This is a genomic window from Francisella sp. XLW-1 (genome assembly GCF_008711455.1).
Classification (GTDB): Bacteria; Pseudomonadota; Gammaproteobacteria; order Francisellales; family Francisellaceae; genus Francisella; species Francisella salimarina.
On record NZ_VXKP01000002.1, the window covers coordinates 359,870 to 376,562 of the forward strand.

The following is a 16,693-nucleotide window of genomic DNA, read 5'->3' on the forward strand; positions in this document are numbered from 1 at the left end:
CTGAAACAATTAGTATTGAATAAGCATAACGTGATTATACCATATATAGAGATTATCTTTCGTTAGAAGATAAAAAAATGTCGCTAAAATTATAGCAGGACCAAAGGGTATAACATTAGTACGCTTTGCGATGAGATTAATGCCAATAGCAATAAATATCCCAAAGATACAACTGGCAAAAATTGTATAAAGTAGTATAGGGTAACCGAACCATGCACCAATAGCAGCTAGTAGCTTAAAATCACCATAGCCAAAACCTTCTTTACCTGTGAAAAGTTTATATACCCAAAACACACTCCATAGAGATAAGTATCCAATAATTACTCCCCAGACTGACTGATCTAGTGTGGTAAATACACCATAATAGTTGAGAACAATACCGATCCATACTAATGGAAGAGTAAGTGAGTCTGGGAGAATTTGATATTTTGCATCTATAAAAAATAGAGGAATAAAAAATGTGCTTAAACCAGCAAGAGCTATCGCCTGAATAGTAAGTCCAAATACATAAAATATAGTTATGAATACCATAGCTGTAATAAACTCTACTAAAGGGTATTCAAAAGAGATATTCTCCTTACAAAAATAGCATTTACCTTTAAGTATAAACCAACCTAAAATAGGTACATTATGTCGATACTTGAGTTTATTATGACATTTTGGGCATCTAGATGGTTCGATTAAACTAAAGTTTTGTTCCGACTCTTGTTTAGGTAGGTCAAGTATTTCGCGGGCTATGTTTTTTTCATCTGCAAATATTTTATTAGGTATTCTATATATCAAAACATTCAGGAAGCTACCAATAGTTGCTCCAAAGAGAAATATAAATATGAAAATTATATATATATCGTAATACATATCTATTTGTGTTCAGGTGCATATTGCTTATTTTTAGGCTTAAGCTTGTTAACACCATCAATACCTGCAATACGATAGGCTTCAGCCATAGTAGGGTAGTTAAATGTTGTATTTAAGAAATATCTAATAGTATTATGTTTACCAGGCATAGATTTTATTGCTTGCCCAATATGAATAATTTCAGATACCCTATGACCAAAACAGTGAATCCCTAGGATTTCGAGTGTTTCTTTGTGAAATAATATTTTTAACATACCAGTTTCACTTCCAGAAATTTGTGCTCGAGCAAGATCTTTGAAGTAAGCTCTACCACTTTCATAAGGAATTTTTTCTGCTGTTAGCTGTTCTTCAGTTTTGCCTATGCAGCTTATTTCTGGTCTTGTATAAATGCCTGTTGGAATATCTTCGACTAATTTATCATTGCATGATCCATCAATAATATGAGTAGCAGCAAATCTACCTTGGTTAAAAGCAGATGATGCAAGTGAAGGGAAACCTATAACATCACCAACTGCGTATATATTAGGTTGAGTTGTTTGATAGTTATCATTTACATTTACTAAGCCTCTTTGAGGACTGTATTCAACACCAATTTTATCAAGATTTAGACCATTAGTATTACCGGCACGCCCAAGAGCAAATAGCACATAGTCAGACTCTATAATTCTGCCAGAGTTTAATGTAGTAATTACTTTATCACCTTTAGCTTTGATACTCTTGTAAGTTTCGTTATGCATTAGGTTGATTTTTTGATTAACAGTGAAATGGTTTGTTAAAGTTTCTATAATCTCATCATCAAGGAATGACATCAGCTTATCTCTAGTATTGATAAGATTTACTTGAATATCAAGAGTGCCCAATATAGAAGCATACTCACAACCGATCACACCGGCACCATATATGGTAATTGACTTGATATTTTTATCTTTTAACTCAAGAAGTTTGTCACTATCTAAAATTCTTGGATGAGTAAAGTCTATATCTTCAGGTTGGTATGGACGAGATCCAGTAGAAAGTATGAATTTCTTAGCTGTTATGATTTCTGTAGAACCATTTTTACGAGAGATTTTAATTTTGTTTTTGTCTAGAAAGCTTGCAAAACCATAAAATACATCAATTTCATTATTGGCAAAACGATTTTTTTTGATCTCTCTTTGTTTTAATACTACTTCGAATGTAGTGTCAAGCATTTCAGGGAAATCAAAGTTTTTTTTGTTATACCAAACTTCACGTGATAGTTGTCTAAGAGTTTTACTCGGAATTGTTCCCCAGTTATTACAACCGCCACCAATCGCATCATCTTCGATAATTGCTACTTTTTGACCATTTCTAGTCGCTTTCATGGCAGCACCTTCGCCACCAGGACCACTACCTATAATGATAATGTCGTAATTATATTCCATGGTTTTACTCCACAATATATTTTTTGGAAAAATTGGTACATATATTCCCGAAATAATAACATAGTCTATAGATATGTTAATTATTTTTGGTGAAATTATTCATATTTTATTAGCATTTCAGCAATTTTCTTAGTTGGAGAGACTATTTGGTCTACTCCTATATTATTTGCGATGTTAATGCTTTCATCTTTATCAAGTTTAATAGATATCTTTAGATTATTTACTGATTGCTCTGAAGTTTTTAATACTTCTTTTATTGATAATAAAGTTAATATATTATCCGAGTCCTTTTCATTGAGAATAAATATACTTTTAGCTTTGCTAATATTTGCCTTTTTGAGAGCATCATAGTCATAAGATTCTGCATCTATAAAGTGTTTTTCTTGTTCTGCATCAGTATTTATGAACTTTTGATGATAATCTTTCTCGATTACAATGATATTATCTATTTGAGATTTGAAGTAGTCTTTTATTAAACATTTGGTAATTTCTGTATAGCCACATATTACGATATGGTCTTTCATTAGAGCTGCTCCATCTTTTTGTTTAAACTTTTCTGTAATCTTGTTGATGACACTACCTGCCATTACAGTGATAATTGTTGCAAATAAACCTATACCCATAATCATTATAGATACAGTAAAAAGTTTGGCTTCTTCTGTTAAAGGGTGTATGTCGCCATACCCAACCGTGCTAAATGTAACAATTGTAAAATATATTGCATCAGAGACATTTGTAATTCCATCAAATTCATCTTTGAGATAATATAATCCAGTTACACTATATCCAATAGCTAAAAGAAGTGAAATTAAAAGTACAAACTGGTAGAAGGTGATTGTGTTAGAATTTTTTCTATTAAAAGTTTTTCTGAAGTAAACCAGTAAAAAAATCTCTAAAATATGAGTGAAAAATGCAATATCGTATGATATGTGCTTATCTTGGATATAGTCACCGATTATTGATAAGCTAATGAAAACAACAGCTAAAAACCAAAAAGATCTTTTTCGATTATAAATACCACGAGCTATAATTATCATCAAATAACCGAGAACTAATGGCAAGAATACTCCCAAACCAGTATTATATTTCATACCAAAGTCATAAAGATCAGAAGGAATGTTCGGATCTAAGTTGACAGAAAAAATCTTGTTAATAACAGGTATTGCAACTGCTAAAATAGTTATAAAACCATTTAGAGTCATCGTTACAGATATAAAAAGTGGAATATATTTGGAATATTTTTCTTTAATAGTCACAGACTGATGATATTAAAATAATTAAACTGATATTTAGGATTATAGTATATAGATTGATGAAAATACAGTTAATATACAACTATATATGAGCTAACCTTCGGATTTTTGGAATTAGTAAATACATAATAAAACCTGCTATACCAGCAATGATAGCTAGACTAGCGAATAGAGTTAAATAATTATGATTTGTTTCAATTGGGGTTGCATTTATATTTGGTGATGAAACTAATATCGATAGTAAGCTTGCTATAACCCCAGATGTACTACCTGTGACTACCATCCAAGATCCCATCATTAAGCCTTGTAGTCGAGGATTAGCAAGTTTGCCAATCATAGCATATCCTGTTGGCGATATTAAAAGCTCTCCTATGGACTGAAATACATAACTTAAAATTAACCATATAGCAGCTGTTTGTCCAAATTTGTTTGCTGAGAAAATTCCTATCACTAGCATCAAAAATCCAATTCCTATAAATACGATGCTAAAACAAAACTGCATAGGAAATGAGAATATAAATTTTTTACGAATAATTATAAGAAGACTAGGTAATAACACACCTCCCACAGCTATTACTACAGTATTTACATTTTGAAACCACTGCGTTTGGATTGTGAAGCCAAAAATGTGCTTGTTAACATTGGCTTCTGTGAATACAGTCAAAGCCATTGGAGCAAGCTGATAAGCAGACCAGAAGACTAATCCAAAAGTTGCTAAAATAATATAAGCGTATACCTTTTCTTTTTGCTCTTTATTATCTTGTGATTTTGCAATAGGTACGAACATTGCTAATAATGCAATTCCAATACCTAAAGCAATATAGTTGGTATTTAGAGGATACTGTAAGGCTATAAATAAAATAGCTATAGTCACTAAAATTAAAATAACAGTATATATACTATTTTTATATAGGATATTTGTTCCTGAGTTTTTTATTTTTCTGACAAGAGGAGTAGTTCTGTCTGCTACAGTTTTCCAGCTAGTTATTACAAGCAGAAAAGCTACTATATTTGTAATAGTTGTAATAAGAAAAAGTATATTATAACTATGTTCTGCTTGATATACGCCTGCAACTGTAAATCCAATGAAAAATCCAACATTCATGCCTGAATAGTTCCAAAAAAATGCAGTCTCCCGAGAATTGTCATCATTTTCAAATTGCTGAGTTAACATCATGTTTATACATGGTACATTTAGTCCACAGCCTGTTAGGAAGAGGGCTAGTGCAATATATAAGTGCTCGATACTTGGGAATGATAAAAATAGACAAGCAATTATTTGTAAAACCATGCCTATTAAAAATAAAGTTCTATAGCTAATTAATCGACCACCAATATATCCACCTAGGATATGTAAGCCGTAGTTAAACGCAACAAAGACACCCATTACAGCACTTGCTTTTGTGACGGTGAATCCCAAAGCTTGTGTCATAAATAAGACTAATGTTGAGTAAAGAACAGCAAAGCTTACAGTTGAAAATAGCTGAGTTATTAGTAGTAGCCTAGAGGCTTTTTTAATTAGAGTAACACCCATTAATTTATTAAAACTAAAGTAGATAGTAAAATTGATTTTATAGATGTTTTTTTCTAAAAAGTAGCTGAAATAGCAAATTTAGTAAAGGATTATAGAATATACTGACTTAAATTTTTATTTTTGACTAATCCACTTAGTTTTTCATTTATATAATCTGTTGTTATATTTATAGATTTATTTTCTAAGTCTGGGGCGTCAAAAGAAATCTCTTCTAATAGTCTCTCCATAACAGTATGAAGTCTTCTAGCACCGATGTTCTCGACTTCCTCATTTACTTGGAAAGAGATTTCAGCAATCTTTTTAATAGCATCTTCTTCGAAGCTTAATTCAACACCTTCAGTCTTCATTAGAGCGACATATTGCTTAAGGATAGAGCAGTCAGGTTCTTTTAGTATTCTAACAAAGTCTTCTATCTCGAGAGATTTTAGCTCTACTCTAATTGGTAATCTACCTTGAAGCTCTGGAATTAAATCAGATGGCTTAGCAACATGGAAGGCTCCTGATGCTATGAATAAGATATGATCAGTTTTTATCATACCGTATTTAGTCGAGACAGTAGAACCTTCTACCAGTGGTAGTAAGTCACGTTGCACACCTTCTCTAGATACATCTGCACCTGAATTTCCAGATTTTTTACAAACCTTATCTATTTCATCTAGGAATACGATACCATTTTGTTCAACAGACTCAAGAGCTCTAGCTTTGATATCTTCTTCATTGATCAGCTTAGCAGCTTCTTCATCTTGGACTAGCTTGATAGCATCTTTGATTCGCATCTTTTTGGTTTTTTTCTTATCACTACTTAAACTAGAGAATAGATCCTGAAGCTGATTTGTCATATCTTCCATGCCTGGAGGTCCCATAACACCTATACTTTTAGGAGCTACAGATACTTCGATTTCAATCTCTTTATCATTTAACTCGCCATTTTGGATTTTTTTTCTAAAAATCTCACGAGTTTTATTTTCTTTTTCTTTTTTAGAATGAGCATCTTCAGCAGGCTCATTCGCAAATCCTACTTTTGACTCAGAAGCTCTAGCTGGCGGAATAAGAACATCTAATATTCTCTCCTCTGCTAATACTGCAGCTTTTTCTGTAACTTGTTGCTTAGCTTCTTCACGCTTCATTTTGACTGCTGTTTCTACTAGGTCGCGGATTATAGACTCAACATCTTTACCTACATAACCAACCTCTGTAAATTTAGTAGCTTCAACTTTGATAAAAGGCGCATCCGCTAATTTTGCTAGTCTGCGCGCAATCTCTGTTTTACCTACACCAGTAGGTCCTATCATTAGGATATTTTTAGGAGTTACTTCTTGACGCATCTCATCATCAAGTTGCATTCTACGCCATCTATTACGTAGAGCAATAGCAACTGCTTTTTTAGCATCATTTTGACCAATAATGTGTCTTTCTAATTCATGTACAATTGTTTTTGGAGTCATCACTTGTGTCATCGTATAACTATCCTTTTTTATTTTCTAAACTTTCTATAGTGAAATTATGGTTTGTGTAAATACAAGTATCTGCAGCTATAGTAAGACTTTTTTTGACTATATCTTCTGCTGAAAGATCAGTATTTTCAACAAGGGCTGTTGCCGCTGAGCGAGCATAAGTTGACCCAGAACCAATAGATATAATGTCATTTTTGTCAGCAGCCATAACATCTCCAGCCCCTGATATTAGAAGAGATAGCTTTTCATCTGCAACTATAATCATAGCTTCTAACTTACTCAGCATTCTATCTAAACGCCACTCACGCACCATTTCAACAGCAGCTCTTTCAAGGTTACCTTGATAAAACTCTAGTTTTTGTTCAAATTTTTCAAATAGTGTGAATGCATCTGCAGTAGAACCTGCAAAACCTGTTAGAACTTTACCACCATTTAATTTTCTAACTTTTATGATATTTTCTTTTGCTATTGTATGTCCTAATGTAGCTTGACCATCGCCACCAATTACTACTTTATCACCTTTTCTAACGCATAGGATGGTAGTTCCTTTCATTGCTTCCATAATCAAATCCTTTGTTAGGTTTGTTAAAATAATCTATGTAATATTACTAAATGGTATTGATATAAAATTTTACAAGTATTTATTATATTTTTTTTAAGCTTTAAAGCCGTTATTGATTTTTGTAAGACAAAAATAGTAAATTTTATGTTATATTTTAGCTTGTTTTATTTTTACTAGAGCATTTATGATGAATAATTTAAATTTTAGAGAAACGATTTCGATAGCAACAAATATATACAAAAGAGCCTTTAAAATAACTTTTGTATTAGCTTTTATGCTGTCATTTATATCAGAGTTTTGTTTTGTATATTTAATGAAGCATGGTATGGCAGACTATATTCAAAGTGGTAACGAAGCTGATATCTCGCAATTACCATCGGGAAATATACTAGCGAGTATGTTTTTGTTGATTGTAGTAGCTACAGTATTTGTTTATGCAATGATAATAATATTGCAAGGTGTAATGGTTAAACATGAGCTAAAAGTATCCGATGCATTAAAAATAGCATTACAAATCTTTTCTAAGAGAGTATTTGTATTTCTTGGAGTATTTTTACTTTCTATGATTGCGATGACAGTACTCACTATGTTTTTACAATATATAGGTATTTTTTTGGGAGTATTATTATTCTTGACGGTTATGCCTGCTGTGTTATTGGCACAAAAGGGTGTTTTTGAATCTATATCTAACAACTTCGCTATAATAAGAAGTAACTTTTTTTATATGTTTAGAATATCGATAGCAATATTAGCTCTTATGGTAATAAAGCCGTTAGTAACTTTTGGATTGATATATATGTTGAAAAACTTTGGTCTAGAGATGAGTTCATTAGAAATGTCTATTCAAAACATCATTGTAACAGTTGTTGATGCTTTTATTTTACCTTTTATTTTTGCAATTAGTGTTGCGACATTTTTCTCAACAAGCTCTAAATAAAATTTATTCTGTAAGAATTTTTTTAAAGAAATCAAAATCATAGCTATTTTCGAAACGAATATTTTTATCAGCTAGATTTGTGTTTTTATAAACATTATTAATCTCTGTAACAATACCAGCATCAATCTTGATTTTGATTTGTTCACTACCTTTAGTGTATGTCTTTGTAAACGGTAGAGTTTTGCCGAAGCGCCATTTCCATTCTTTGAGTGTTTCTATCTCTTTGTCTATTAGCTCTCTATTTTCTAATGGCGTTTCTTCATTTATTAAGCTTAAATCAATACTTCTGAAGCTTTTAATAAAAGATCTTGTGAGATCTTGAGTTTGTATATCATGCTTTATCTCAGATAGATTGATCACTTTTGAGCGATGAGATTTTACTCCCTTTGTATCTAAAGATTTATCTATTGGTTGATGAAGATAGTCATAGAGTTTTTTTGTATTAGCATTGATGAGTAGTGTACCATGATGGAAAGCACGATCTTTTTTCTCTCGAAAAGCGCTACCTGATACTTTGTAGGTATGACCATTATGATCAACAACAATATCATTTCTTTCATTTGCATATACATCTATACCTAGTTTTTTGACTGTATTGCATACTAGTTCTAGGTTTGCTTTGATGTTATGTTCTTTTTTTGTACTAATGATAGTGTAGTTAAGATTACCATAATCATGATAAACAGTTCCACCACCACTCTGGCGGCGTACCATTGGTATACTATCGTTATTCATTGCTTCAAGGTTACACTCAAGCCATGGGTTTTGAGCTCTACCAATAACAACACAAGGCGAGTTTTGCCATAAAAATAGAATTTTATCGTGATGTAGTTTCTCTAAAAATAACCAATTTTCAAAAGCTAAATTAAAATAAATATCATTACTTTGTGATATATATATATGCATAGGATATTAAATGTTTTTACTTTGTAGTAAGTATAAGGTTTTATTGGTTCTATAAAAGAGTTTTGTGCTATAATTTTGCTTTATTGAGAGAAATTTTTATATACAAAAATATAATGTCGACGATACAACAGACTTTAGAAATAATTAAAAGAGGGGCAGATGAAGTCCTAATTGAAGAAGAATTAGTTAAAAAACTCGAAAAAAACAAGCCATTAGTGATTAAGTTTGGTTGTGATCCAACAGCTCCTGATATCCATCTTGGTCATACCGTTGTAATTAATAAATTAAAACAGTTGCAAGATTTAGGACATGAAATTCACTTTTTGATAGGTGATTTCACAGCTCAGATAGGCGATCCTACTGGTAAAAATGCGACAAGACCTCCATTGACTGCAGAAGAGGTTGCTGCAAATGCTGAAACATATACTAAACAAGTATTTAAAATCTTAGATAAAGAAAAAACAGTCATTCGTCGTAATGGTGATTGGTTTGATAAAATGTCTGCAAGCGATATGATCAAACTAGCATCTAAATCAACAGTTGCTAGAATGCTTGAAAGAGATGATTTCTCAAAAAGATACAAAGGTGGCCAGTCTATCTCAATACATGAGTTTTTGTATCCATTAGTACAAGGCTATGATTCTGTAGCTATGAATGCGGATATTGAGCTTGGTGGTACAGATCAGAAATTTAATTTGTTGATGGGCAGAGAGCTACAAAAACAACAAGGTCAAGAACCACAGATTATCATAACAATGCCACTTCTCGAAGGTTTAGATGGTGTCAAAAAAATGTCAAAATCTAGTCAAAATTATATAGGTATTGAAGAAGCACCTAACGATATATTTGGCAAGGTGATGTCTGTTTCAGATGAATTGATGTGGAGATATTACGAATTACTTAGCTTCAAATCTTTAGATACTATAGCTAATTTAAAACAAGATGTTGCTAATGGCACAAATCCACGTGACATTAAAATAGAGTTGGCAAAAGAGTTAATAGAGAGATTTCACTCTAAGGAAGATGCTGAAAGTGCGCATCAAGATTTTATCCAAAGATTTCAAAAAAATCAGATACCTGATGACATAAATGTTGTAGAATTAAGTCAAGAATTGCCAATAGCAAACTTGCTTAAAGAAGCAGGATTGGTAGCAAGTACTTCAGAAGCTATTCGCATGATTAAGCAAGGAGCTGTTAAAATAGATGGTGAGAAGGCTGCTGATAATAAGGCTGTTTTTGGTAAAGGTACAGAAAATGTTTTCCAAGTTGGTAAACGTAAATTTGCAAAAATTATTATAAAATAAGGGGTTATTTAAAATGGATAAGTTTTTATCAATATTTGTAGGTGTTTTAATAATAGTAACTATTATTACTATATTTATTAATCTATTTCCAATTGCTATTAAAGTATGTTTTATATCGGCAGTAATCAGTGCAATAATTTATGTTGTGCTTAAGATGATAGAAAAGTTTAGTAATTAATCGTTAATAATCTATATTGTTTAATAGTGGATCAATCATTCCTTTTAAAATCAATTATCTGTCTACGTTGTTTTTTTGTAGGTTTTTCTGGGCTTAATAAGTTAGCAGTCTTTCTGATGGTTGCTTCTTTTTCTCTCTTTTCGATACTTTGTTGTGTTTCTGTGTAAAGTTTTTGAGCTTCAGTAGCTGATTTTCTAACTTCATCGAGAGCTTCGACAATTATTGTTTTTTTAATATGTGATTGTTGGATTTGGTATTCATCGCCAATATTTACAGCTTTACTGACTTTTGTTTTTTGTCCCTGAAAGTGTACTTTACCACCTTCGATAGCTTTTTTTGCGATAGCTCTAGTTTTGTAGAATCTAGCTGCACATAGCCATTTATCTAGTCTTACACTCATATCAGAACCAATTAGTTTGATTAAATTGATTATAGCTAATAATAACAAGGATTTTAACTGCTTTTAAAGTCTGTTATCCTAAAAGGCAGTTTAGTTATTAAAAAAAGTATTAATGAATAAAGCAGTAAATTTACACAAAATGATAACAACATTAGATAGTGATAATAATGCTCTATATGAGTTAGAAGATATCTGTATGAATGATTTCATTGGCAAAAATATGAGAATAGAATTTTTAGATGAAATTAATTGTGTATCATGTGGCATCAAAACCAAAAAGAGCTATTCTCAAGGTCATTGCTTTATGTGTATGAGGAAGTTACCTGAGTGTGATATCTGTATAGTTAAGCCTGAACTGTGCCATTTCGCGGCAGGGACATGTAGAGATTCTAATTGGGGTGAAGAAAACTGCATGAAAACTCATATTGTATACCTATCAAATACAGGAGATATTAAGGTAGGTATTACTAAGCTTAAAAATATTCCTTCACGTTGGATAGATCAAGGTGCTAGTCAAGCTATTCCAATCTTTGCTGTAGAGACTAGACTAATTTCAGGATTAGTTGAGGTCGCAATCAAAGAGCATATTTCAGATAAAACCAATTGGCGAAAAATGCTTCAAGGAGAGCCAAGTTCTGAAGTTGAATTTGAGGATTTAAGAGATGAGCTGATCGAAAAGTCTAGTGATAAAATAGCTCAAATTACAGCCAGATATGGTGATAATAGTGTTGAAGTTGTAGAGGGTAATATTCAAACCATAAATTATCCTGTGTTTGAGTATCCTACAAAAATTAAATCATTTAACTTAGATAAGGATCCTATTATAGAAGCTAAGCTCATGGGTATAAAAGGTCAGTATCTAATATTTGATACAGGTGTAATAAATATCCGTAAATATAGTGGGTATAAATGTACTATTTCAGTGTAAATTATGAATAGAGTCGCAATTATTGGTGCCGGTGCTAGTGGACTTATCAATGCAAAAGTTCTCAAGGATGGTGGTTTTCAGGTTAAAGTCTTTGAAAAAACGAACAATATTTGTGGTGTATGGAATTATGATGAGTCAGAAGGTGCATTATATGAAACACTAAAAACTAATCTCCCCAAAGAAATAATGGTTTTTGAAAATGAAAAAATTCCTTATAACTCTAATAAATCGTTTATAGAGCATAAAGAAGTTTTATATTACTTAGAAGCAAATGCCAAAGCTTGGCAAATAGATGATAGTCTTTGCCTAAATGCTGAAGTTATAAATTTGAAACCTATCCAGAAGTTATCGAAAAGGCCATTATGGAAATTATCTTATATAAGTAATAGCGCGGTATTTAATGAAGAGTTTGACTTTGTAATAATTGCTAATGGGCACTATGATGAGCCTAAAATTCCAAATAATACTAATGGTTTTGATTATATTGTAGGTAGTGCTTCACACAGCAAATACTATAGGAGTGTAGATAACTACGCTAAGAAAGTCCTATGTGTAGGATATTCTTCATCTGGTGTGGATATATCTCATGAGTTATATAATAGTGGTAGAGATGTTTATGTTTCTGTTAGAGAATTAGAAAAGAACCAAGAGCTATATAATCTACAAAATAATCTAAATATTAAGTTTATATCTTCTATTTACAAATATTATAAATGCAATGATAAGTGTATAGCTACAACTATTAATGGTAATACTATTGAGATAGATGAAATTATTTTTTGTACTGGTTATAAATATAGTTTTCCTTTTCTATCTCAAGATATTATTTCAACAAAAGATAATGTTGTGAGTCCATTATGTAATCAGATACTACATAAAGATTATCTTAATCTTGCTTTTGTTGGCATACCATGGAAAACGGTACCATTTGTTTTATCAGAATGCCAAGCTATATTTTTGGCAAAGTTGTGGCAGTCTAATCAAGATATCTTATCTAGTATTGTTGAAAAAATGATAAATACTCACAAGCATAGCTTTAAGTTTGATAGTCGCTTATTGAAAAATTATCATATGCTTGGAGATGAACAATGGGAATATAATTTAAGTACTCTTGATGTTGTCGGTGAAAAAACTCATAACAGAGAAGAAAGAATAAGGCTTATAGAGCAAGTATATAATGATGTACATAAATTAAAGATAGAAAATCCTCATGGCTATAGAGATATCGTTTATAATGTTGATTTTGAAAAAGGTCACTATAACAAGCAAATAAATTAGTTGGCTTTAGCTAGGCTCTGCAAAGCAAATTCAATATCTTTTTCGGATGATGAGTCTTCTTTTCTATTTCTATAAACACTGAGAATCTTTTTGATTAAAGTAGCTTGATAGCACTCCTTAGATATTTGTTTTCTTTGAAATTTGTGAACATCATTGATTATAGATCTGATAGCAACCTTTCTACTTAGAGTGTGAGGAGTAAGTGGAAATAGCTTAAATGCTAACCAGAGACCTAAGCATCCAACAATTGAGCTCATAGCTATGGTAAATGATGAAGTGATTTCAAAACTCATATGATTACTTGGTTGGACCATAAATACAAAACCTAAATAGAACCCAAGACTATACATCTGCAGTTTAGGAACGTTAAGAGCTGCTATGGGAATGAGTAATGCAGTTAATAATATTAATATTAATAGTTCAAAATAGCCCACTGCTTGAGATAGTAAATTTAGTGTTATAAGAATACTTATTGGTATTGATATAATTATGCCTATGATATTTTTTTTAACTGTTTCTGTGGGATTAGGTACGGATATAAAAAGTTGAGACAAGACACAAGGTAGAATAATCATCATAAGAAGACTAGAGTTGCCGTTTGTACTTACCCATACGAAGTACATGATAAGCAGTAAGCTTACGGTTCTAGCAATAGCAATTAGTGTAACTATAGGGTTGGTATATGTTATAAAACTATAAACTATCTTGTTTTGATCACTTTTGGCTTCTAAACTTTTGTAACTAGCTAGTAGGTTAGCTATTTTTGAGATTACCTTATTCAGTTTATGATCGTCAGATATGATGTTTTGATTATTACTTGTGCTATTGTCAATATTATTTAGATTGTTTGCGATTGTTTTTAAGTGATTTTGTAGGGTAGAATTATTTTCTGTTTTAGCCAAATATTTTCTTAATGAGTGTACTGCTTCTATTAGTTCAACTACAGTATTTGAAAATATAAGATAATTACCTTTGTCCAAGCTCTCATATTTTGCTGCACTCAAATCATTATCAAGAGTTATAAGATTATTAAGAATTGCTTCAACTTTTGAATTATATTTTATGTTATTAGTGAAGTCTTGTGTTAGAAACATTTCTTGAACATAATATATAGTAAGTTCTAGTACTTTATTAGAGTGATTCTTTAATGTTTTCTGAACTTTGACTGGCAATATGTAGTAATTCACAAGGCATGAGCAGATACAGCCAATAGATATTTCAGTTACACGAGAAAATCCGGTATGAAAAATTGTCTCTTCAGTAGTGAGCATAGGATTAGCTATAGAGTAAAAAACAATTATTATGCAGGTAACATTTGCCAATGCTAAGGCATAGATAAAGTTAGGGTGAGACATGTTGGCAGAGAAGAATATAGATATAGATATAAAGCTACATAGAGCCATTAGTGCTAATACAGGAAAAGGCAAAAAAAATGTGACTATCAAAAAGCCAACAAACACTCCAATAAAAGATACAGCTATTAATAAAAGAGCTTTTTCAATGATAAAACCTGTTTCTGGTCGAGTTTGTAAAAATAGTGCAGAAATCATAGCCCACATTGGTTTATCTAAATTTAAACTCATTGATATCCATAGAGCCATAGTCAAAGATATACACCCTTTGATTGTATAAATAATATTTTCTTTATTTATAATTATTTCTAGCTCATCTGATAGTCTTTGTATCATTGTATTGTTACCGTTGCATTTATACCTGATATTAAGTTGATACTTTTAGGTATCACATCTAGAGCTATATCAACAGGTATTCGCTTAGATAGTCTTACCCAATCGTAGGTCTGCTGTACTTTTGGCAGTAGTTGACTATTCACATCTGTATTATTGTCTGCTACAGCTTTGCCAATACTTATTACATGTCCATGTAGTAGTTCTCCACCACTCATTAACTCGATAGTAGCCTTATCATTGATTTTTATATTGGGTAGTTTGGTTTCTTCAAAATATCCAGTTACATAGAAAGAATTAGCTTCAACTAAAGACATCACTGGTTTTGCTGCTACAACATAGTTTCCTTGTCGTAGTTCAATATTATTTATAGTACCATCTGCTGGGGCGTAAACACTTGTTCTATCTAGATTGATCTTTGCGAGTCTAGCCTCTGCTTTTGCTTTTTCAAGATTTGCCTTTTTTAGCTTTACTTGCATGTGATATTCATCGAGAGTATCTAAGCTTATTGAGCCATCTTTTCCAAGTTGTTCTCTACGTTGATATTGACGATCAGCTAGCTCCCATTGCATTATTGCATGTTTTAGCTCTGCTTCTTTTTCATCTAGAGTTGCTGCATATCTATCTTTGTCTATTGTAAAGATTAATTGACCTTTTTTTACTCTTTGATTATCAGATACATATATTCTGGTTACAAAACCAGAAACATCTGGCGCAATAGTGATGATATTAGCTCTAATTCGACCATCTCTAGTCCATGGTGAGTATAGATAGTATCTCCAGATCGAATATAGAGAAAACAATGCCACGCAAATTATAACAATACTAATAGTAGTTTTGGTTCTTTTGTTTGGCATTTTAGTTTCCTATTAGTAGCATGCTTAATCCTAGATAACAGATAAATAATGCAAGATTAAACCAAGATAATTTAAGATCTACATAGTCATGTATGATTTTGGGTATTGCTAGGTTTGTAGTTATAGTCAATATTGCTGCAATAGCTAAAAATAATATTATTGGAGAAATTAGTAGTCCATCAAAAGTAATTACAGGCATATCAGACTCCTTATTTTGTGCGAGATTTTTTTTAATTTTATTTCTGGAGGTAAATTAAGTCTAATTTTCCTAGAGATATTTATATGATACACCGTATCGCAAAATGGTACAAGAATGTTTTGGCAATTTTATATGAAAAAAGCTATTATTAGTCAAAAGACTTTTAAACCTCAGAAATTATTAACTTTTTATGAGTAATGAAAAAAAAATCCAAGTAATCAGCAGAGCTGTGAATGTGCTACAAAGTATTAGTAATGAGCCTGGAGGCATGAGCTTGGGAGATATAGCAAAGAAGGTCAACTTACCTCGATCTACAGTCCAGAGAATAGTTGCTGCTCTTGAGGCTGAAGGATTCACACGAAGCGAAGGGGCAGGTAAGATTTTGCTTGGATCAGGTGTTTTTAAGTTAGCATCTTCATCTTATGCAGATATAGTCTCTTTGACACAGAACACATTAAGGAAGCTTAGTGAAAAAATACGTGAAACAGTTGTTCTGACACAATCAAACAATACCGATCTTATAATAATGCATAGGTTCATAGCGAATAGGGAACTGCAGGTAATTCCAAGAATAGGTGTACTTGAGAAGCCAATTTACTATACAGCTTCTGGTAGGGCTTTGTTAGCACTGTACTCAGATGAGGAAATTATCGATATCCTGGATGAAGGTATTGAAGATAATAAAGAATTGTTTGAAAGGCTTGCTAAGATTAGAGAAGATGGTGTTGAATATGATTATGGTAAAACAATAGAGGGCATAGTCAGTACGGCAGTAGCTGTAAATACATTTTTAGGTAGTCTTGGTGTTTCTATTCTTGTACCTCAATATCGTTATGCGGAAAATAAAGATTTTTATATCAAAGAGCTTTTAAAAGTTAAATCTAAAATTTTAGCAGATATAGGTGTGAAATATTCTGAATAGATTGATCAATTAGATCTTCTAGTATAAACAAATTG

General features: G+C 31.7%; 17 protein-coding genes. 6 read left to right on the forward strand and 11 right to left on the reverse strand.

Features of this window, described 5'->3' with window-relative positions; translation table 11 throughout:
* Nucleotides 1–9: 9 nt before the first annotated feature.
* The 6 genes from F3D59_RS04250 to hslV form a co-directional block, all read right to left on the reverse strand.
* Complete coding sequence (locus tag F3D59_RS04250; RefSeq protein ID WP_150463921.1) at nucleotides 10–858, reverse strand: prepilin peptidase; 849 nt, start codon at nucleotides 856–858, stop codon at nucleotides 10–12.
* Nucleotides 859–860: 2 nt separating this feature from the next.
* Entirely contained in the window at nucleotides 861–2,261 is a 1,401-nt protein-coding gene (gene sthA / locus F3D59_RS04255; RefSeq protein ID WP_191092431.1) for a Si-specific NAD(P)(+) transhydrogenase, read from the reverse strand.
* Nucleotides 2,262–2,356: 95 nt separating this feature from the next.
* Nucleotides 2,357–3,517 (reverse strand): ion channel, encoded by a 1,161-nt coding sequence (locus F3D59_RS04260; RefSeq protein WP_224721151.1) that lies wholly within the window; start codon nucleotides 3,515–3,517, stop codon nucleotides 2,357–2,359.
* A gap of 79 nt (nucleotides 3,518–3,596) precedes the next feature.
* On the reverse strand, nucleotides 3,597–5,048 hold the full coding sequence (locus F3D59_RS04265) for a peptide MFS transporter (RefSeq protein WP_150463924.1): 1,452 nt from the start codon (nucleotides 5,046–5,048) through the stop codon (nucleotides 3,597–3,599).
* Between the two features lie 89 nt (nucleotides 5,049–5,137).
* Nucleotides 5,138–6,505, reverse strand: a complete 1,368-nt coding sequence (gene hslU, locus F3D59_RS04270) for an ATP-dependent protease ATPase subunit HslU (protein ID WP_013923289.1) — start codon at nucleotides 6,503–6,505, stop codon at nucleotides 5,138–5,140.
* A 7-nt stretch (nucleotides 6,506–6,512) separates the two neighbouring features.
* The gene (gene hslV / locus F3D59_RS04275; protein ID WP_013923288.1) at nucleotides 6,513–7,064 is read right to left on the reverse strand and encodes an ATP-dependent protease subunit HslV; all 552 of its coding nucleotides are present in this window, start codon (nucleotides 7,062–7,064) and stop codon (nucleotides 6,513–6,515) included.
* Between the two features lie 187 nt (nucleotides 7,065–7,251).
* Here hslV and F3D59_RS04280 point away from each other — a divergent pair, with 187 nt between their 5' ends.
* The gene (locus F3D59_RS04280; RefSeq protein ID WP_150464007.1) at nucleotides 7,252–8,001 is read left to right on the forward strand and encodes a hypothetical protein; all 750 of its coding nucleotides are present in this window, start codon (nucleotides 7,252–7,254) and stop codon (nucleotides 7,999–8,001) included.
* A 3-nt stretch (nucleotides 8,002–8,004) separates the two neighbouring features.
* Here F3D59_RS04280 and F3D59_RS04285 read toward each other — a convergent pair whose 3' ends face one another.
* Nucleotides 8,005–8,907 (reverse strand): lipoate--protein ligase family protein, encoded by a 903-nt coding sequence (locus F3D59_RS04285; RefSeq protein ID WP_149368132.1) that lies wholly within the window; start codon nucleotides 8,905–8,907, stop codon nucleotides 8,005–8,007.
* 113 nt (nucleotides 8,908–9,020) lie between these two features.
* Here F3D59_RS04285 and tyrS point away from each other — a divergent pair, with 113 nt between their 5' ends.
* Both tyrS and F3D59_RS09960 read left to right on the forward strand, forming a co-directional pair.
* Nucleotides 9,021–10,211 carry a tyrosine--tRNA ligase gene (gene tyrS / locus F3D59_RS04290; RefSeq protein ID WP_013923285.1) on the forward strand — a complete coding sequence of 397 codons (1,191 nt, stop codon included), beginning with the start codon at nucleotides 9,021–9,023 and terminating at the stop codon, nucleotides 10,209–10,211.
* Nucleotides 10,212–10,224: 13 nt separating this feature from the next.
* Nucleotides 10,225–10,389: a hypothetical protein gene (locus tag F3D59_RS09960; RefSeq protein ID WP_013923284.1), complete on the forward strand. Its 165-nt coding sequence runs from the start codon at nucleotides 10,225–10,227 to the stop codon at nucleotides 10,387–10,389.
* 31 nt (nucleotides 10,390–10,420) lie between these two features.
* On the opposite strand, the gene F3D59_RS04295 is transcribed toward F3D59_RS09960, so the two are convergent.
* Nucleotides 10,421–10,789 (reverse strand): RNA-binding S4 domain-containing protein, encoded by a 369-nt coding sequence (locus F3D59_RS04295; protein WP_150463925.1) that lies wholly within the window; start codon nucleotides 10,787–10,789, stop codon nucleotides 10,421–10,423.
* 112 nt (nucleotides 10,790–10,901) lie between these two features.
* On the opposite strand from F3D59_RS04295, the gene F3D59_RS04300 reads away from it, so the two are divergent.
* Together F3D59_RS04300 and F3D59_RS04305 are read left to right on the forward strand one after the other, a co-directional pair.
* Nucleotides 10,902–11,717: a DUF2797 domain-containing protein gene (locus tag F3D59_RS04300; RefSeq protein ID WP_150463926.1), complete on the forward strand. Its 816-nt coding sequence runs from the start codon at nucleotides 10,902–10,904 to the stop codon at nucleotides 11,715–11,717.
* 3 nt (nucleotides 11,718–11,720) lie between these two features.
* Complete coding sequence (locus F3D59_RS04305) at nucleotides 11,721–12,995, forward strand: NAD(P)-binding domain-containing protein (protein WP_150463927.1); 1,275 nt, start codon at nucleotides 11,721–11,723, stop codon at nucleotides 12,993–12,995.
* Here the strand turns inward: F3D59_RS04305 and F3D59_RS04310 are convergent.
* From F3D59_RS04310 to F3D59_RS04320, 3 genes are read right to left on the reverse strand one after another with little or no spacing between them, the layout of a single operon-like run.
* Nucleotides 12,992–14,683, reverse strand: a complete 1,692-nt coding sequence (locus F3D59_RS04310; RefSeq protein WP_150463928.1) for an FUSC family protein — start codon at nucleotides 14,681–14,683, stop codon at nucleotides 12,992–12,994. The two genes, F3D59_RS04305 and F3D59_RS04310, sit on opposite strands and share 4 nt — an antisense overlap.
* Nucleotides 14,680–15,537, reverse strand: a complete 858-nt coding sequence (locus tag F3D59_RS04315) for an HlyD family secretion protein (protein WP_150463929.1) — start codon at nucleotides 15,535–15,537, stop codon at nucleotides 14,680–14,682. The genes F3D59_RS04310 and F3D59_RS04315 overlap by 4 nt, the downstream gene beginning before the upstream one ends.
* A gap of 1 nt (nucleotide 15,538) precedes the next feature.
* Nucleotides 15,539–15,736, reverse strand: a complete 198-nt coding sequence (locus tag F3D59_RS04320) for a hypothetical protein (RefSeq protein WP_013923278.1) — start codon at nucleotides 15,734–15,736, stop codon at nucleotides 15,539–15,541.
* 190 nt (nucleotides 15,737–15,926) lie between these two features.
* On the opposite strand from F3D59_RS04320, the gene F3D59_RS04325 reads away from it, so the two are divergent.
* Complete coding sequence (locus tag F3D59_RS04325) at nucleotides 15,927–16,658, forward strand: IclR family transcriptional regulator (protein ID WP_041263776.1); 732 nt, start codon at nucleotides 15,927–15,929, stop codon at nucleotides 16,656–16,658.
* The last annotated feature ends 35 nt before the right edge of the window (nucleotides 16,659–16,693 follow it).